Source organism: Aeromicrobium sp. YIM 150415, assembly GCF_016918125.1.
Lineage (GTDB): Bacteria > Actinomycetota > Actinomycetes > Propionibacteriales > Nocardioidaceae > Aeromicrobium > Aeromicrobium piscarium.
This window is the reverse complement of the sequence record NZ_JAERWM010000011.1, coordinates 246,194-264,262: the sequence shown is the minus strand read 5'-3', so window position 1 is coordinate 264,262 and position 18,069 is coordinate 246,194. Positions and strand designations below refer to the sequence as shown.

Here is an 18,069-nt window from a genome sequence, read left to right as displayed (position 1 = left end):
CACGTCTCTGGCATATATCAGCCACTCATCGGTCTTACCGTCATGCTGTGCCTGCCTCCTTGACCCGGTGTCTGATCGCCCGTCCCTGGCGCGTGATCGTCGGCGCGCTACTCCTCCTCGCTGTCGGCGTGGGCGTCGGTCTGCCCGTCGTCGACCAGCTCAATCACGATGTCGACTCCTTCGCCGACCCCGGCTCGTCCAGTGCCCGTGCCGTAGACCGGATCGAGCAGGTGCTGGGAGAGAGCGCGGTCCCGGACCTCCTCATCCTCAGCGAGTCCGGAGATCGCGCGGCTGAGGCGGTCATCTCCGAGATCGGTGACCGGCAGGGAATCGCGCGGGTCGAGGGCGGTCCTGGCGCGGGACCCGAGTTCGTGTCCCGAGACGGGCAGCACCTCCTCTGGACGGTCGGCTTCCAGGCCGATGCCGACGCCGACGCCCTCACGCGCGAGTTGAGGGCCGAGCTCGACGCCGTCCCCGGCATCGACGTGGGAGGGTTTCGGCCCGCCTTCCAAGAGGTGAACGAGCGCATCGATCGCGATCTGCTGCGGGCGGAGCTGATGGCGCTTCCGGTCCTCTTCGCCATCGCCCTCTGGGTGTTCCGCTCGGTGGTCGCGGCGCTGCTGCCCTTGGTCGTTGGCATCGTGACGATCGTCTTCACCCTGCTGACCTTCCGACCGATCGTCGAGTTCATGGAGATCTCGGGTTTCGCGCTGAGCCTCATCACCTGCCTGGGACTCGGGCTCGCCATCGACTATTCGTTGTTCATGGTCAGCCGGTATCGCGAGGAACTGATCCGCCGGGGCGAGGGTCACGCGGCCGTCCAGGCCACTGTCGCCACCGCCGGCCGGACCGTGCTCTTCTCGGCGCTGACCGTCGCGGGCGCCGGCGCGGCCCTCCTGGTATTCCCCCTGAGATTCCTCTACTCGATGGGGATCGCGGTGGTAGCGGTCGCCCTCGTCGCTGCCGCGACGGCGTTGCTCGTGCTCCCCGCCGTGTTCGCGCTACTCGGGACCCGCGTCAATGCTCTCGCTCCGAGACGCTGGGTCCGGGCGGCCGAACGCGAGGCGAGGGCCGAACGGAGCGGCGGTTGGTACCGGCTGTCGTCCCTGGTGATGCGCCATCCGGCGCTCTTCGCGGTCGCGACGGCCGCGACCCTCCTGGTGCTGGCCGCGCCGGCCGCCCAGCTCAAACTCACCGGGGCCGGGGTCGCGATGTTGCCGACCGACAGCCATGCGCGGATCCTCGACGACACCCTCCGCGAGGACTTCGGCACCGAGATGCTGTCGCCGATGATCGTCGCGGTCGAGGCTCCGTCAGCCCGCTGGACCGAGGTTCAGCAGTATGCGAGCGCCGTGCGCGAGCTCCCGGGTGTCGATCACGTCACCGCGCCCACCTATCTCGGCGACCGTCTCTGGCAGTTCGAGGCGACCAGCGCCGGCGACCCCCTCGCACAGTCGTCCCTGGACCTGGTCGGCGAGATCCGCGGACTGCCCACCGCCTTGATCGTCGATATCGGTGGCGAGAGCGCCGAACAGGTCGATCAGGTCGCCGCACTGACCGATCGCCTGCCGTGGGCGTTGCTCATCCTGGGTCTGCTGACCTTCGTGATGCTGTTCCTGCTCACCGGCAGCGTGATCCTGCCCCTCAAGGCCATCGTGATGAATCTGCTGACCATCGCGACCACGTTCGGCATCCTGGTGTGGGTCTTCCAATGGGGGCACGGCGAGGGCGTGCTGGGCTTCACGAGCCAGGGGGCGCTGGAGTCCTCGCAACCGGTCCTCCTGTTCGCGGTGGTCTTCGGCCTGTCGACCGACTATGCGGTCTTCTTGCTGACGCGGATCAAGGAGGCGCGCGACTCCGGCATCGGCGACCGGGAGGCGGTGGCGATCGGACTGCAACGCACGGGACGGATCGTGACCGCCGCCGCACTGCTGCTGGCGATCGCGACGGGCGCGCTGGCGCTGTCATCGATCGGGACGATCAAGGAACTCGGCATCGGGATCGCCGTCGCGGTGCTGATCGACGCGACGATCGTCCGGGCACTGCTGGTACCGGCGTTGATGGCCCTGCTCGGACGCGCGAACTGGTGGGCGCCACCAGCCCTACGCCGATGGCACGACCGGTTCGGCCTGCGCGAGACGGACGCCTCGACACCGGCCGTTCAGCCAGGTCAGGGCGTGGGGGTGGCGTCGTCGGCGTCGTCGCCCGGCAGGGGTGAGAGCTCGAGCTCGGTGTAGTCGCCGACGTCGATGATGCGGCCGGGCTGGAAGGTGATGATCTGCAGACCGACCGGGCGTCCGTCGTCGAAGGTGACGAGCGTGACCTGGGCGTCGCGGCGGAGCTTGCTGCCCAGCGCGAAGGCGTACACCGCGCCGCCGGTCGAGGCCGTCGTGAGGGCCGTGGTGATGCCCTCCTCGCCCTCGGTCACGTCCGGGCCGACCTGCCGGTGCAGATGCCCCGAGAGCACGAGGTCGGCGCACCCGCGGTCGATCGTCTCGCGAGCGGAGGCCGAGCTGTGCACCATCATCACGCCGATGCGCTCCTCGGCATCACAGGCGATCTCGGCCAGCTCGGCGTCCTGGGCGCCGATCGCGTCGATATTGTCGTCCTCGTTGCCGGTGTACCCGGCGGTGAGGCCCGAGCTGCGGGGGTCGCTGTCACCGAGGATCGAGATGCCCTCGATCTCCTCGATACCGCCGTCGAGCACGGTGAAGCCGACGCGTTCCATCTCCTCGCGGATGAACGGCCCCTGGTCGTGATTGCCGGCGACCGCGTACACGGGAACATCGGAGAAGGCCGCCGCGAGCGACTGGATGCTGAAGTCCTCCCACGAGGCGCCATTGGAGGTGTCGTCGCCGAGATCCATGACGAAGGAGATGTCGGCGCGATCGCCGACGGCCTTGGCGACCTGATCCATGGTGATGTTGTTGTGCCGGTCCGTGACCACCAGGGCGGTGATCTCGTCGCCCTCGGGGGCGCGGATGCCGTCGACATCCTTCACGTCGTCGGCGAGCTTGCCGTAGAAGTCGACGGACTCGGAGTAGGTGGCGATGGCGCCGTCGAGCAGCGCCTTGCTGCCCGCCACCGCAGCTCCCTTGGACACCTCGACGTCCTGCAGGGCACTGAGGTCGGCGGGGATGTCGCCGAGCTCGGGGAACTCGGTGGTGATCGGCACCCAGGCCACCGTGCGCGTGTCATCGGAGCGATGCGGAAGCGCCACCCACAGTGAGGCGACGAGCACGATGGTCAGCGTGCCGCCGACGAGGGCCGTATGGCGGCTGGGCGGCCACGCGCCCGCCAGCTGTGTGCGCCGGGCGGGCCCCAGCAGCCGCCAGATGACGGCGATCACCACCACGGTCGCCAGGCCGGCGGCGACGCCACGGATCACCGACACGAGGGCGACATCCTGCAGGACCGCGGTGACCTTGGCGATCTCGCCTTCGGGGGCTGCCGCGATCGCGGCGTCCTGCGCCAGGATCTGCTCGAAATTGGTGATGGGGCTGTCGCGCAGCACGATATCCGCGCCGATGCCGAGCGGAGCGTCGGTGCTGATCCGGAACTCGGGAAGCAGCGGACCGGCCTGCACGGTGGCATGGCCGTCGAGGTTGCCGGTGACCGTGGCGTTGTGCGCTCCGATGGTGACGGTGCGCTCAGTGTGGAGGAAGGACGCTGTCGCGACCCACGTTCCCACCACGAGTCCTGCGAGCACCAGACCGACGATCGCGAGTACGCGACGGGTCATCACACCTCCTGTAGCCATCGTTGTGTCGTGCCGACCGTGGCCAGCCGGGACGTCGCCCTCGTCAGCACGACGTAGAGCGTGCGCCAGCCAGCAGCCGACTCCGCGACGATAGCGTCAGGTTCGGACACCAGCACGCCGTCGAACTCCAGCCCCTTGGTGGCCAGGCCGTCGAGGACCCGCACCCGGTCCGGCGCGACATCGGCCAGCGAACGCCGCCAGTGCTCCACGTCACGTTGCGCGGCGACGACCGCGACGGTGCCCTCGGTCTGGTCGAGCAACCAGTCGAGCAGTTCGCGGGAGCGTTCCTCGACCCGGTCGGTCACCTCGTGACGTGGCTCGACATCGGTGCGCCGAACCGCCTCAGCGAGATCGGGATCGTCGATCGTGCGCTGCGCCACGCGGGCGGCGAGGTCGTAGATCTCCGCGGAGTTGCGGTAGTTCTTCGACAGCCGGAAATGGTGCAGGGGTTTGTTGCCGATCGCCGCGTCGCGGGCCGCGATGGTCTCGTGCGGCCTCGGCCAGGACGACTGTGCCGCGTCGCCGACGATGGTCCAGCTCGCCAGGCGTGCCCGACGACCGAGCATCCGCCACTGCATCGGCGAGAGATCCTGCGCTTCGTCGACGAGGAGATGGGCGTAGCTGTCGTCCTCGATGCTGGAGGTCGTACGGAGTCGTTCCTCGGCCTCGTCCCGCTCCCGGCGCTCGAAACTCATCAGCTGCTTGGGCAGGCCCGCATCGAGATCGATCTCGGGCGGCACCTCGCCGAGCAGATGACGGAGCTCGTCGATGAGGGGGACGTCCTCGATGCGGGGAGCATCCGGGGACCAGGTGTCGCGCACGACGGCGATCTCCTCCGCGGTGAGCACGTCGCCGGCCAGCTCGGCGATGCGCTGCGGCAGGGTCCGCCAGGCCTCGACGGCGTCGACCTCGGGCCACCACGACTCGACGAAGTCGACGAAACGGTGATCGCCGAGCAACTCCTCGATGAAGGCGTCCTCACCCTTCTCCAGGGCGCGCTCGGCGGTGACCTGGGACCAGAGCGCGGCGAGCACCGCCGCCGGCACCTGCCGGAAGACCTGGTTGCGCGAGCCTCGGGAGAGCAGCCGACGGCCGATCCGGCGCAGATCGCGACTGCTGAGATGTAGGCGTTGATCGCGATAGAACCCGGTGTACTCGCGGGGGGCTTCGGGCATCGGCGAGCGAGCCAGGCGCCGCAGGAGGGTCGCCATCTGTTCGGAGCCCTTCACCGCCGCCGCGGCGGGGACGTCGTGTTCGGAGGCGCGGATGCCGTCGACCACATCGCCGATGGCCCGCAAGGTCACCGCGGTCTCGCCGAGGCTCGGCAGTACGCGGTCGATGTAGTTCATGAAGACCGAGGACGGCCCCACGACGAGCACGCCACCGGTCTCGAAGCGACGGCGGTCGGTGTAGAGCAGGTAGGCCGCCCGGTGCAGTGCGACGACGGTCTTGCCGGTGCCGGGCCCGCCGGTGATGATCGTGGCGCCACGGCTGGGGGCGCGGATCGCCTCGTCCTGCTCGGCCTGGATGGTGGCGACCACCGAGTGCATCTGGTCGTCGCGTGCACGGCTGAGGCTCGCGAGCAGCGCGCCCTCGCCGATGACGACCATGTCGTCGGGGGCGTGCTCGGCATCGAGCAGATCGTCCTCGACGCCGATGACGCGATCGGCGCGCGAACGAAGGACACGACGACGCACGACACCGGAGGGCTGCTGGGCCGTGGCGCGGTAGAAGGCCGAGGCGGCCGGTGCTCGCCAGTCCATCAGGAGGATCTCGCGGTCCTCGTCGCGCACACCGATACGACCGATGTAACGACGGCCGCCGTCGAGGAGGTCGAGACGTCCGAAGACGAGTCCCTCGTGGGCGGCGTCGAGGGAGGCGAGTCGTCGGTTGGCCTGATAGACCATCGCATCGCGTTCGACGAGTCCGCCTTCATGGCCGATGTGACCGCGTGCCATCCCCTCGGCGACCAGGGACCGGGCGGTCACTGCCGAGGCGTCGAGCCGCTGGTAGACGACATCGACATAGGCCTGCTCGGCGGCGATCTCCGCGCGCTCTTCTGCCTCGGTCAACCGGACTCCTTCACGACTCGCACCGAACGCTCGATTCTAGCGAGCGCCGCGAAAGGGGTGCCGGCCTACTCGGTCACTCCGGATCCAGGCCCCGGGGCGCTCTCACGACACATCCCGCGGATCTCAGCGCGTGCCGTCCTGAACTCAACGCGCATCGTCTGCGTGAGCAGCAAGCACCTCAGCACGGCGTTCACCGCAAGGCTGATGAGCACGATCGCGATCAGCGCCCATATCTGCGCCTCTGTCGTCACAGTAATCACCGACGACGGCATCTGTAGTCGACCATCGATCGGTGGTAACGGAGTCCGGCGGGATGCCGATCACTCGGGACGATGGAAGACGTGCTTCATCAATGCCTGGACATCGCGGTCCAGATAGTCCAGGCGCTCGTTCACCGCCGTGAACCGAACGACCATCTCGCTCCGCAGGCCGCCCATCTCGCTCCGCAGGCCCCCGATCTCCGCTCGTATCACCCGGATGAACACTGCACCCACCAGGCCGATGATCGCCACGAACGTCGTGAGCACACCCACGATCAACGTCCATGTCTGCGCATCCGTCATCGACAACACCCCTTCAGTATCGCTGAGAGATTCCGAGGATGCCAGGAACCGGAGACAAACGGGCGAACCTTCCACAGGCCTGTGGACAACCAGGCCGGCGGGGAAGAACTCAGCTCGCCATCGCCGACGACGGACACGGGAGCCCGCCCAGCACGCCGAAATCGCGATTCCACCGCAGGAGGGGTGTGCCGCCCTCGGTGACGACGCCACGCACGACATTTCCCACCACCAGCAGTTGATCGTGTACGGGCATCGTGGAGTCGGTGCCGCACCAGAAGGTGGCCAGGGCGTCGGGGAGCCAGAGCGGACCTTCGGGCGACGAGTCCGCGCCGGCCGCCTCGAGGGCGTTCAGTCGTTCGTCGCGGGTGCCCGGCTCCGACAGACGGCGCGCCAACGGCAGGTGATGTGCTCCGAGCAGCGATATCGCCCACGTGGACCCGGCGACGATGGCCGACAGGGCGTCGCGGTGCCGGCCGACGGAGATCGCCACCGTGAACGGGTCCACCGAGACCGTGAGCATCGGCGCGGCGATGAAGAAGCGATCGTCGTCGCCTCGGACGGTGACGAGGGTGACGCCGCTGCCGTACCGGGCGAAACCGTCGTACAGCGATGCGTCGAGAGAACGAGGAGGCATGAGGACGTCACTCAATTCTGGTCGAGCAGAGCCGGTTACCGAGGTCCTGCGTTCGCGTTGAGTGTGAGGTACCTCCCCACACTCAACGCGAACGCGGGTCTTGGGGTTAGAAGATGATCTGTCCGCCGGTGGTGGCGGCGGTGAATCGTTCTTGGGCGTCGGCCCAGTTGGCGATATTCCAGAAGGCCTTGACGTAGTCGCCCTTGACGTTGAGGTAGTCCAGGTAGAAGGCGTGTTCCCACATGTCGAGCTGGGAGATCGGGATCAGCGTCGCGGGGATATTGGACTGCTGGTCATACAGCTGGACGATGACCAGCCGCTGGCCGAGGGTGTCCCAGGCCGTGATGGCCCAACCTGACCCCTGGATACCGAGGGCGACCTGCTCGAACTGGGCGCGGTAGGCGTCGAAGGAGCCGAAGTTGTCCTCGATCGCGGCGGCGAGCTCACCGGTGGGCTTGTCGCCACCGTCGGGGGACAGGTTCTTCCAGAAGATCGAGTGGTTGATGTGGCCGCCGAGGTTGAACGCGAGGTTCTTCTCCAGCATGTTCACGGTGTCGAACTTCTCGTTCGCGCGGGCCTCTTCGAGCTTCTCGATCGCGGTGTTCAGGCCGTTGACGTAGTTCTGATGGTGCTTGTCGTGATGCAGCTCCATGATCTTGCCCGAGATATGCGGGTCCAACGCCCCATAGTCATACGGCAGATCCGGCAAAGTGTACTCAGCCATGACGATCCTTTCGCAGTGATTGCTCACCACGCTAAAACCTCATGTTCACATGAGGTCAAGGGAATGTGATCGCTCTCACTCGTCCGGGATGCCTTCCAGTCGCCGCGGCCCCGAACCGGTGGCCGCGAGGGCGTCGTCGGGATTCAACAGAGCACAGGCCTTCATCGACAGGCAGCCGCAGCCGATGCAACCGGTCAGCTCGAGCTCCAGCCTCTCGATCCCGCGGCGGCGCTCTTCCAGCTGTCGCTTCCACGCCCGCGAGGCGCGTTGCCAGTCCTCGTGGCTGGGAGTCCGGTCGAGCGGCACGTCCGCGAAAGTGGCTTGAACGTCGGCGAGAGGTACGCCGAGATTCTTGGCTACCGCGATGAGCGACACGCGACGCAGCATGTGACGCGGGAAGCGACGCTGATTGCCGGTCGTCCGCACCGACGCGATCAGCTCGAGGCTCTCGTAGTAGCGCAGCGCGGAGACAGCGACCCCGGTGCGCCGGCTCATCTCGCCGATCGTCAACAGCTCGTCGGGCGCGTGATCGGGTGACATCGCCACTCCTCACCGACTTGACCTCTAGTGCACTTGAGATTCTACGGTCGAAGCGACCCGAATCGAAAGGCCCTCGATGACCTACGTGATCGCCCAGCCCTGTGTCGATGTGAAGGATCGTGCGTGCATCGACGAATGTCCCGTCGACTGCATCTACGAGGGCGAGCGATCCCTGTACATCCAGCCTGACGAGTGCGTGGACTGCGGAGCCTGCGAGCCCGTCTGCCCGGTCGAGGCGATCTACTACGAGGACGACGTGCCGGCCGAGTGGTCCGACTACCGCCAGGTCAATGTCGACTTTTTCGCCGAGCTGGGGTCCCCCGGGGGTGCGGCCAAGACCGGTGTCCTGCCGTACGACCACCCGCTCGTCGCGGCCCTTCCTCCACAGGGGGACTGAGGCCGGCTACAGAAGCTGCCGGACCTTGGCCGCGGCTTGTCGAGTGACGGCGATGAGAGTCCGCTCAGGATAAAGATCCAGTTGATCCAGCAGGAAATCATCCGGATGGAGAACCGTGAGCTCGTACGGTTCGACGGCTGCCGGCGGGAAATCACGAAGATTCGCGGTGACCAACACTTCTACATCGGCACGCACCGCAGCGGCCAGCACATGTCGGTCCTTGGGGTCGCACATCATGGCCGATTCAAGGTCGCGATGTCCTGACACGGCGGCATCCGGGAACGAACGCCGCATCTCATTGATCCGGTGCCGCACCTGACGATCGTTCAAACCCGCCACGTCGACCAGGTTCCGCTCCAGCTCGACCAAGATGTCCTCCGACCACAGAGGCCGAAATGTCTCCGCCTCGGCAAGTCGCAGCAAGGTGTCGCACAGATGCAGCGGTTGGCATGTGCGGCCTAACCTGCGCAAACGTGGTTGACGTTGCTGGTGGCTACTGGTCGCCCTACGCTGTCCTGCCACATTTTTGCCACATCGCCGAGTCGCTCACACCGCTGCCGCCGCAATGCGGCGGACGAACTCGTTGACCCATTCGACCGCTTCCTCGACCGTCGGTAAGACGTCAAGCCCGTCGGCCGCTTCGGCATAGAGCGTGTCCCACCCGGTGCCGACCTGAATGGTCGGCGGCCATGCCTGCTGGCGGCGGTAGTCGAAGAGTCGGGCGCACGTCGCGGCCACCGGCCCCACGTTGAGGTCTTCGCGCTTGTCGAGAAGTTGGAGGTCGACCAGATCGCGTGCGCGTTCACTCCGCTCGCCTGACACGGCATGGAGCTTCTGGGCGACCTGATGGTCGGAGCGCATGACCGGGACCGGCTTCGGCGCTTCGAGCCCGACCTCGGTGAAGAGGTCGGCGAGGTCGGCAGCCAGTTGGTATTCGGGCTCGTCGGCATCGCCGATCTCGTTGTGGCCCAGCTCGAACTTCACCGTGCACCACGGCCTGCCTCGGTAGTCGAGCTTCACCTCGAAGGGTTGCATGACGTACGCCGTCGGCACGGCCGGCGGGCGAGGCGCGGGCTTCTCGACCAGCCTGCCTGTGAATCGTGCCCATCCGGACGCGAGCGATTCCTCGAAGTCGCTGCGGAAGGCGGCGAGCGGCTGGACCCGCGCGGCGTCGAGGTCTTGGGTGAACCGAGTGTCGCGCCCGTAGCGCAGCGCCATCGCACTGCCGCCCTTGATCGCACCCTCGGGGAGCATCTGGCCGACCACTACCAACGTCATGCCGATCCGACGCCGCAGCGCCAGGCCGTCGCTGCCTTCCAGGTTGCGTATGCGTTGGCCCAAGGACCGCACGTTCGTCGGGGCACCCGCGTAGCTCACGACCGAAGTCCTTTCCTGACCTGCTGCAACTCAGCCGTGGTCAATAGACCCTCGCTGCGCGCCTGCTTGGCAGCGTCCCGTAGCCGTTCTCGCTCGATGCGACCTCGACATTCGAGGATGGCGTCCGCGACCGGTTGGGCTGCCAGCCCCTCATAGAACGTGGTCCGTGCCCCTTCGTTGACTCGGGTCAGCTCGACGTACGGAGGCATCTTCGACCGAGCACGGCGGTGCACTGCCACCTTGATCTTCCGTGGGTTCACGTCGGCGAGATTGAACAGTGACAGCACCGACTCACCGTGCAGGTACGCACCTTCCCCCGCCCGCAAGAGCGCCTCGGCGAACTGGTCGTATGCGGTCGGCGGGATGTCCGGGACTCGATAGAGTCCGTAAGCGACATTCACGAGCCCGCCGCGAGCGGCAAGCTTCGGCAACTCGACGGGCGGCACGCCCGCCTCTGCTGCCTCCTTCGTGGTGACGTAGCCATAGTGATCGAGCGCGATCTCGCGCACGATCTCCCGGTACTTCACCTCGGCGGCCATGTCACAACTATACCGAAAATGGTAGTGTTGTGACCATCCTGAGCGACGGAGCCGAGCGCGTCCTTGGCCTGCACCTCGGTGGTGTAACGCATGACTTTCCCTCAACGAAAAAACGAACGCTGTCAGTGTGTACCGCTCCGCCGACACGCGGCTCGGTACGACGGCACGTTCGCGGAACCGTCGAACGGCTACCGCTTGCGGGAGAGGAAGGCGAGCATGGCCTCGCGGGCCTCGTCGCTGCCGAACAGCTCGGCGGACTGGCGCGCCACAGCCTCACCGTCGCGATCGATCCGGGCGAGGAGGCCGGCGTTGAGCAGTTTCTTGGTCTCGCGCAGCCCCTGCGGGGAGCCTTCGGCGAGTTCCGCGACCACACCGGCGACGGTCTCGTCGAGCGAGTCAGCGGGCACTGCGCGGGTGATGAGGCCCATCGTGACCGCTTCGGTGGCGTCGAAGGTCCGTGCGGTGAGGAAGGTGTCGGCGGCAGCTCGCGAGGAGAAGCGTTCGAGCAGGCTGACCGAGATGACGGCGGGCGCGAGGCCGAGACGCACCTCGGTCAGGGAGAAGGTCACCGAGTCCGCCGCGAGGACGATATCGGCCGCGCCGACGAGTCCGAGGCCGCCGGCACGCACCGGGCCGCCGAGCACGACGACGACGGGCTTCGTCGAGGATGCGATCTGACGCTGCAGCGCGACGAGGACACGTGCGCCCTCCTCCATCGCGCCCTCAGCCGCCTCGGAGAGGTCGGCACCGGAGCAGAACACCCGGTGTGCCGACCGCAGCACGATGACTCGTGCGGTGTCGTCGGCCTCGGCGGCCGTCAGTCGCTCACCGAGCTCGGTGACGAGCTGGCGGCTGAGGGCGTTGCGGTTGTGCTCGCTGTCGAGCGTGATCGTGGCGACCCGGTCGGCCACCTCGAGGTGCACGAGTTCACTCATCGTCGTTCCTTCCGTTCATCTCACCCGGTGGCGGTAGGCCGTCAACGTTATCGAGACCCGATGAGGTTGATGGTCTACCGCCACGATCGAGGTGAGGTTGATGGTCTACCGCCACCGGCTGAGTTCTCTAGTAGGACTTGGGGAGGCCGAGGGAGAACTGGGCCACGAAGTTGAGGGCCATCTCCCGGCTGACGGGCGCGATCCGGCTGAGTCGCGATGCGGCCAGGGCCTGCACGAGGCCGTACTCGGTCGCGAGGCCATTGCCGCCGTGGGTCTGAATCGCCTGATCGATCGCATCGCAGCCGGCCTCGGCCGCCGCGTACTTCGCCATATTGGCCGCTTCTCCCGCCCGCAGCAGGTCACCCTCGGCGTACAGCGCCGCGGCCTTCTGCGTCAGCAGCCGCGCCATCTCGATGTCGATGTGCAGCTTGGCGAGCGGATGGGCGATCGCCTGGTGCGCGCCGATCGGCTTGCCCCAGACATCGCGTTCCTTGGCATAGGCGACCGCTTTGCGCAGCGCCCAGCGAGCCGACCCCGTGGCCATCGAGGCGGCCATGATCCGCTCGGGGTTGAGCCCGGCGAACAGCTGGTCGAGTCCCGCGTCCTCGGACCCGACGAGGGCATCGGCCGGCAGGCGGACATCGTCGAAGAACAGCGTGAACTGCTTCTCCGGACTGACGATGCCCATGTCGATCTGCGTATAGGTGAAGCCCTCGGCGTCCGTCGGCACCATGAAGAGGGCGGGCTTGAGCTTGCCCGTCTTGGCGTCCTCGGTGCGTCCGACGACGAGCAGGTGGCTCGCCTCGTCGACGCCGCTGATGTAGGTCTTCCCGCCGGACAGGATCCAGCCGTCCTCGGAGCGTTTGGCCGTCGTGGTGATGTTGTGCGAATTCGAGCCGGCGTCCGGCTCGGTGATGCTGAAGGCATAGGTGGCGGAGCCGTCGGCGAGGCCGGGCAGCCAGCGCTGCTTCTGCTCATCGGTGCCGTACTGCGCGATGATGGTGCCGACGATCGCGGGGGACACGACCATCAGCAGCAGCGGGCAGCCTGCCGAGGCGAGCTCCTCGCAGACCGCGGCGAGGTCGCCGATCTCCCCGCCACCGCCGCCATACTCCTCGGGGATCGAGACGCCGAGGTAGCCGAGCCGGCCCGCCTCGCTCCACAGCTCGGTGGTCTTGCGACCGTCCGTGGCCGCGGCGACGAAGTACTCGTCGCCGTACTTCTTGCCGAGCGCACGGACCGCTTTGCGCAGCTCCTGTCGCTCCTCGCTCTCCACGAATGCGCTCATCTGCTCTTCCTTTCCTGACGACGTGACGTGGCCTCGATACGCTCCGGTCGAGTAGCGACCGCGAGCTCTGCGAGCCCATCGCGCTGGAGCGAGACCACCCAGTGCCCGCTCATTCGGCTTCCTCGATGACGGCGAGGACGGCTCCGGCCTCGACCTGTTGTCCGGCGCTGACGGCCAGTTCCCCCACGACGCCGTCGGTCGGCGCCGTGATCGTGTGCTGCATCTTCATCGCCTCGAGGACGACGACGGTGTCACCCTTGGCGACCTTCTGTCCCGCCTCGACGGCCACATCGGTGACGGCGGCGGGCATCGGCGCGAGCAGCGACCCTTCGGCCACCACATCGGCCGGGTCGACGAAGGTCGGCACGACCTCCAGGCTGACCGGGCCGTGCGGTCCATCGACGTCCACGACGCCCTCGCCCATCGTGAGCCGGTAGGTCTCCCGCACCGCGCCGTCCGCGAGCACCACGGTGTCGCCGCGTGCGTCGACGACGCTCACGCCGTCGAGCCATGACGACACGAGCCGCCCTCCACGCTGCTCGTACGCGACCTCGTGGTCACCGTAGCGGCGCACGCGCGGCTGGCTCGGCACATTGCGCCAGGCGGCAGGCATGCGGGAGAGCACTCGCGCGGCAGCGGCCGTCTGGGTCGCCTCCCCGATGGCGGCGGCGAGCGCCGCCTTTCGATCGGCCCGGTCGTCGCTGGGCGTCATCCAGGCATCGAGGCGTTCGTTCAGCAGCGCCGTGTGGACGCGCGCGGCCGTGAACTCCTCGTCGGTGAGGATCGCTCGCAGCAAGGCGGCATTCGTGCGGACGCCGTGCACCCGGGCGTTGCGCAGAGCGCCGTCCAGCATCCGCAGCGCCGCCCGGCGGTCGGGTCCGTAGGCGATGATCTTGGCGAGCATCGCGTCGTAGTGGATACCCACCTCGCTGCCGGCCTCGACCCCGGAGTCCACGCGCACACCGTACGCGCGAGGGTTCTCGAAGGCGACGCCCTCGACGTCGAAGGCGCGCACGGTGCCGGTCTGCGGGGCCCAGTCGTCGGCCGGGTCCTCGGCGTAAAGCCGCACCTCGACGGCGTGGCCGGACGGCTCGGGCGCGTTGCCCTGGAGTGCCGCGCCCTCGGCGATCGAGAGCTGCCAGGCGACGAGGTCGAGTCCCGTCACGCACTCGGTCACCGGGTGCTCGACCTGCAGGCGGGTGTTCATCTCCAGGAAGTAGACGCGATCGCCGTCGACGAGGAACTCGACCGTTCCCGCGCCGCGGTACCCGACGGCCTCGGCCGCTGCCCGCGCCGCGATGTGCAGCGTGGTGCGTGCCTTGTCCGAGAGATCGGGGGCGGGCGCCTCCTCGACGACCTTCTGGTGGCGTCGCTGGATCGAGCAGTCGCGGTCGCCGACGACCCAGACGCGTCCGTGGGTGTCGGCGAGCACCTGCACCTCGACGTGCCGGGCGGTCGGCAGGTAAGGCTCGACGAAGACGGTGCCGTCGCCGAAGGCCGACTGTGCCTCGGCCTTGGCCTTGGCGAGCTCGCCGTCGAGCTGGTCGAGTGACTCGACGACGCGCATGCCACGTCCGCCGCCTCCGGCCGAGGCCTTGACGAGGAGGGGAAACTCGTCGGGAGAGATGCCGTCGAGGTCGACCTCGAGGATGGGCACCCCGGCGTCGCCCATGATCTGCTTGGCCCGGATCTTGCTGCCCATCGCCTCGATCGACTCGGGCGTAGGTCCGATCCAGGTGAGCCCGGCGGCTTCGACCTGGCGGGCGAAGTCGGCGTTCTCGGACAGGAAGCCGTAACCGGGGTGGATCGCGTCGGCGCCGGCCGCGCGGGCAGCCTCGATGACGAGGTCGCCGCGCAGGTACGTGTCGCCGGGCGCATTGCCCGGGAGCCGGACGGCGACATCGGCGTCACGGACGAAGGGCGCGTTCGCGTCGGCATCGGAGTGCACGGCGACCGTGCCGATGCCGAGGTCGCGGCAGGTGCGGAACACCCGCCGGGCGATCTCCCCCCGGTTCGCCACCAGAACCCTGCTGATCATGCGGTAACTCCCTTCCGTCCGATGTGGTCTCGATACGCTCCGGTCACATGGAGCCATCGCAACAGGGCGTAGCCGCGATGGAAGCGACCTCCACTACTCGACCACCGAGGATCGGGATCGGTGGTTGAGTACCGACCGAGGAACGAGGGAGCTCGTCCCTCCCAGCCACTCGACCACCGAGGATCCATATCGGTGGTTGAGTAGCGACCGAGGAACGAGGGAGCGTATCGAAACCACCCTCCCCAAGCCTGGCCTCGATACGCCGCTCGTCCCTCCCAGCTACTCGACCACCGAGAGTCGAGCAACCTCGGTGGTTGAGTAGGAAGCTCGCTCAGCGAGCGACCGTATCGAAACCACCTTCCGCCAGCCTGGCCTCGATACGCCGCTCGTCCCTCCCAGCCACTCGACCACCGAGGATCGGGATCGGTGGTTGAGTAGGCCCGAGGAACGAGGGCCGTATCGAAACCACCCTCCCCAAGACCAGCCTCGCTACTCGACCACCGAGGGGTCGTCGTCACCGCGGTCACAGGCGGAACACCCCGTAGCCGCGGGCGCCCTCGACCGGTCCGTTGGCGATCGCCGAGAGGCAGATGCCGAGGATGGTGCGGGTGTCCCGGGGATCGATGACGCCGTCGTCGTAGCCGAGGCCCGATGTGAAGTACGCCAGCGACTCCTTCTCGATCTGGTCCTCGATGAAGGCCCGCATCTGCTGGTCGGCCTCCTCGTCGTAGGCCTGTCCCTTCGCCTCGGCCGCGCCACGGGCGACGATCGAGACGACGCCGGCCAGCTGCGCCGGTCCCATGACGGCCGATTTCGCGCCCGCCCAGCTGAACATGAACCGCGGATCGTAGGCGCGCCCGCTCATGCCGTAGTTGCCCGCACCGTAGGAGGCACCGAGCACGACCGACAGATGCGGGACCTTGGAGTTCGACACCGCGTTGATCATCTGCGCGCCGTGTTTGATGATGCCGCCCTGCTCGTACTCCGCGCCGACCATGTACCCGGTGGTGTTGTGCAGGAACAGCAGCGGCGTGTCGGTCTGGTTGGCGAGCTGGATGAACTGCGCGGCCTTCTGTGCCTCGGCGCTGAACAGCACACCTTGGGCGTTGGCGAGGATGCCGATGGGGTGGCCGTGCAGTTGCGCGTACCCGGTGACGAGGCTGGGTCCGTAGAGCGGCTTGAACTCGTCGAACTCCGAGCCGTCGACGATGCGGGCGATGACCTCGCGCGGGTCGAAGGGCACCTTGAGATCGGTGGGCACGATGCCGAGCAGGTCCTCGGGATCGAGCACCGGTTCGGCGTAGTCGGCCGCTGGAACGGGTCCCTGCTTGCGCCAGTTGAGCCGGCGCATGATCTGGCGACCGAGGCGGATCGCGTCGTATTCGTCGACGGCGAGGTAGTCGGCGAGGCCGGACTGCCGGGCGTGCATCTCGGCGCCGCCGAGGGATTCATCGTCGGACTCCTCGCCGGTGGCCATCTTGACCAGCGGCGGGCCGCCGAGGAAGACCTTGGCGCCCTCCTTGACCATGACGACGTAGTCGCTCATGCCGGGGATATAGGCGCCACCGGCGGTCGAGTTGCCGAAGACGAGGGCGACGGACGGGCGGCGGTCGGCGCTCGCCTCGGTGATGTTGCGGAAGGACCGGCCGCCGGGGATGAAGATGTCCTTCTGCGTGGGCAGGTCGGCGCCGCCGGACTCGACGAGGTTGATCGAGGGGAGCCGGTTCTCCTGGGCGATCTGCGCGGCCCGGAAGCCCTTCTTGACGGTGACGGGGTTGCTGGAGCCGCCCTTCACGGTGGGGTCGTTGGCGACGATCATGCACTCGACGCCCTCGACGACGCCGATGCCGGTGACGATGGAGCCGCCGACGGTGAAGTCGGTGCCCCACCCGGCGAGCGCGCCGAGTTCCAGGAAGGGCGAGTCGGGGTCGATGAGCAGCTCGATGCGCTCGCGGGCGGTGAGCTTGCCGCGCTTGTGGTGCCGCTCGACGTACTTCTCCCCTCCCCCGGCGAGCGCCTTGTCGTGCTGCTCGGCGAGGTCGTCGAGGCGTTCGAGCATGGCCGCCCGGTTCTCGCCGTAGGCGGGCGAGGCCGGGTCGATCGCGGTGCGTGCCGCTGGGCTCATTCCACGTCCTTCCAGAGGAGTTCAGAGGGTCGGTCGAGATGGTCGATGAGGTGATGTGCGTCGGTCTCGGCGCGTTGGCGTTCGTCGCGGGTGAGGACACGGGCCGGGGTGATCTCGATCGTGGTCGGGTCGGCCTTGCGCCGCGGTTTGCGGGTTCTCCAGGTGCCGGCGACGATGCCGTCGACGAGGAGCAGGTTGCCGCCCCAGACGTCGATCGTGCCGCCGGCGGCGACGGGTGCCTCGTAGAGCGTGCGGTCCTGGTAGGCGATGACGTACTCGTCGAAGAGCGACAGCAGCTGGGCGGTGGGGTCGACGGGCTCGTACCGGGACGAGTCGGCCAGGTCGACGAGCTCCTCACCGAGGTCGATCGTCTCGTGGGCCGCGTAGCCGGTTCTCGCGTCGGTGAGCGTCAGCCCGCTCCACCAGGCGAAGTCCCGCGCGGTGGCCGGTCCGTGGGCGGCGAGGTAGCGACCGGCGAGGCGGGCGACCGCTTCATCGTGGCCGAGGCTGACGCTCGGGATGCGCGAGGCGTAGGGCACGAAGGTGTCCCACGATCCGCGCCGGGGGCCGGTCGTGACGATCTTGTCGAGCTCGGCGCTCAGCGTCACGTGGCCCAGTGCCTGGCCCTTCAGCTCGGTGCCTCGTTCGGCGAGGCGATCGCCGATCTCGCGGCGGGTCAGCGGAGCGTCGGCGGCCTCGACGATCGCGCCGACCTGGGCGACGAGCCGATCGCGATCCTCGAGCAGGCCGGTGGTGCGCAACTGGGTGCGGAGTTGGGCGCCGATGCGCGGTGCCGTGAGGTCGAGCATCCAGTCGAGGTCCTCGACGAGGACGAAATGCCAGGTGGGGCGCAGCACGTGGTGCCGCACGATCCGGCCGTGCGCGACCTCCTCGGCGACCGCGCCGCCGCTGAGCCCGCCCGTCGTACGGCGGGCGAGCGACCAGCAGGCGTCCTCGAACTCTTGGGACTGGACCGCGGCGAGGTGATCGACGGCGGCCGCGAGGTCGGGGTACGGCGCGCCGACCAGGCGTTGCCTGGCCAGCCGTCCGTCGCGCACCTCCCTCGGGTCCATCGGT

The 18,069-nt window shown here is 68.0% G+C and carries 16 protein-coding genes; 2 read left to right on the top strand and 14 right to left on the bottom strand.

Annotated features, from left to right (window positions below; all coding sequences use genetic code 11):
- The first annotated feature begins 47 nt into the window (after window positions 1–47).
- Entirely contained in the window at window positions 48–2,237 is a 2,190-nt protein-coding gene (locus JL108_RS08815) for an MMPL family transporter (RefSeq protein WP_205197939.1), read from the top strand.
- Here JL108_RS08815 and JL108_RS08810 read toward each other — a convergent pair.
- The 6 genes from JL108_RS08810 to soxR all read right to left on the bottom strand — a co-directional run bounded on the left by JL108_RS08810 (window position 2,171) and on the right by soxR (window position 8,293).
- The gene (locus JL108_RS08810; protein ID WP_205197938.1) at window positions 2,171–3,742 is read right to left on the bottom strand and encodes a metallophosphoesterase; all 1,572 of its coding nucleotides are present in this window, start codon (window positions 3,740–3,742) and stop codon (window positions 2,171–2,173) included. The two genes, JL108_RS08815 and JL108_RS08810, sit on opposite strands and share 67 nt — an antisense overlap.
- On the bottom strand, window positions 3,742–5,832 hold the full coding sequence (locus tag JL108_RS08805; RefSeq protein WP_205197937.1) for a UvrD-helicase domain-containing protein: 2,091 nt from the start codon (window positions 5,830–5,832) through the stop codon (window positions 3,742–3,744). Before JL108_RS08805 ends, JL108_RS08810 begins: the two co-directional genes overlap by 1 nt.
- A gap of 320 nt (window positions 5,833–6,152) precedes the next feature.
- A complete protein-coding gene (locus tag JL108_RS08800) occupies window positions 6,153–6,395 on the bottom strand; it encodes a hypothetical protein (RefSeq protein WP_205197936.1) in 243 nt (80 codons plus the stop codon).
- Between the two features lie 109 nt (window positions 6,396–6,504).
- Complete coding sequence (locus tag JL108_RS08795; RefSeq protein ID WP_205197935.1) at window positions 6,505–7,029, bottom strand: flavin reductase family protein; 525 nt, start codon at window positions 7,027–7,029, stop codon at window positions 6,505–6,507.
- A 106-nt stretch (window positions 7,030–7,135) separates the two neighbouring features.
- Window positions 7,136–7,753: a superoxide dismutase gene (locus JL108_RS08790; protein WP_205197934.1), complete on the bottom strand. Its 618-nt coding sequence runs from the start codon at window positions 7,751–7,753 to the stop codon at window positions 7,136–7,138.
- Between the two features lie 75 nt (window positions 7,754–7,828).
- Window positions 7,829–8,293, bottom strand: coding sequence for a redox-sensitive transcriptional activator SoxR (gene soxR, locus JL108_RS08785; RefSeq protein ID WP_143914957.1), 465 nt, complete (start codon window positions 8,291–8,293; stop codon window positions 7,829–7,831).
- A 76-nt stretch (window positions 8,294–8,369) separates the two neighbouring features.
- Between soxR and fdxA the strand changes: the two genes are divergently transcribed.
- On the top strand, window positions 8,370–8,690 hold the full coding sequence (fdxA, locus tag JL108_RS08780) for a ferredoxin (protein ID WP_205197933.1): 321 nt from the start codon (window positions 8,370–8,372) through the stop codon (window positions 8,688–8,690).
- A 6-nt stretch (window positions 8,691–8,696) separates the two neighbouring features.
- Here the strand turns inward: fdxA and JL108_RS08775 are convergent, their stop codons facing one another.
- From JL108_RS08775 to JL108_RS08740, 8 genes are all read right to left on the bottom strand, one after another.
- Window positions 8,697–9,212, bottom strand: a complete 516-nt coding sequence (locus tag JL108_RS08775) for a PIN domain-containing protein (protein WP_205197932.1) — start codon at window positions 9,210–9,212, stop codon at window positions 8,697–8,699.
- 24 nt (window positions 9,213–9,236) lie between these two features.
- Window positions 9,237–10,067: a nucleotidyl transferase AbiEii/AbiGii toxin family protein gene (locus tag JL108_RS08770; protein WP_205197931.1), complete on the bottom strand. Its 831-nt coding sequence runs from the start codon at window positions 10,065–10,067 to the stop codon at window positions 9,237–9,239.
- Entirely contained in the window at window positions 10,064–10,606 is a 543-nt protein-coding gene (locus JL108_RS08765; protein WP_205197930.1) for a type IV toxin-antitoxin system AbiEi family antitoxin domain-containing protein, read from the bottom strand. Before JL108_RS08765 ends, JL108_RS08770 begins: the two co-directional genes overlap by 4 nt.
- Window positions 10,607–10,794: 188 nt before the next feature.
- The gene (locus JL108_RS08760) at window positions 10,795–11,541 is read right to left on the bottom strand and encodes an enoyl-CoA hydratase-related protein (RefSeq protein WP_205197929.1); all 747 of its coding nucleotides are present in this window, start codon (window positions 11,539–11,541) and stop codon (window positions 10,795–10,797) included.
- A 127-nt stretch (window positions 11,542–11,668) separates the two neighbouring features.
- A complete protein-coding gene (locus JL108_RS08755; protein ID WP_205197928.1) occupies window positions 11,669–12,829 on the bottom strand; it encodes an acyl-CoA dehydrogenase family protein in 1,161 nt (386 codons plus the stop codon).
- A 109-nt stretch (window positions 12,830–12,938) separates the two neighbouring features.
- On the bottom strand, window positions 12,939–14,867 hold the full coding sequence (locus JL108_RS08750) for a biotin carboxylase N-terminal domain-containing protein (protein ID WP_205197927.1): 1,929 nt from the start codon (window positions 14,865–14,867) through the stop codon (window positions 12,939–12,941).
- A 523-nt stretch (window positions 14,868–15,390) separates the two neighbouring features.
- Entirely contained in the window at window positions 15,391–16,992 is a 1,602-nt protein-coding gene (locus JL108_RS08745; protein WP_205197926.1) for an acyl-CoA carboxylase subunit beta, read from the bottom strand.
- The gene (locus JL108_RS08740; protein WP_205197925.1) at window positions 16,989–18,065 is read right to left on the bottom strand and encodes a winged helix DNA-binding domain-containing protein; all 1,077 of its coding nucleotides are present in this window, start codon (window positions 18,063–18,065) and stop codon (window positions 16,989–16,991) included. The genes JL108_RS08745 and JL108_RS08740 overlap by 4 nt, the downstream gene beginning before the upstream one ends.
- Window positions 18,066–18,069 lie beyond the last annotated feature (4 nt).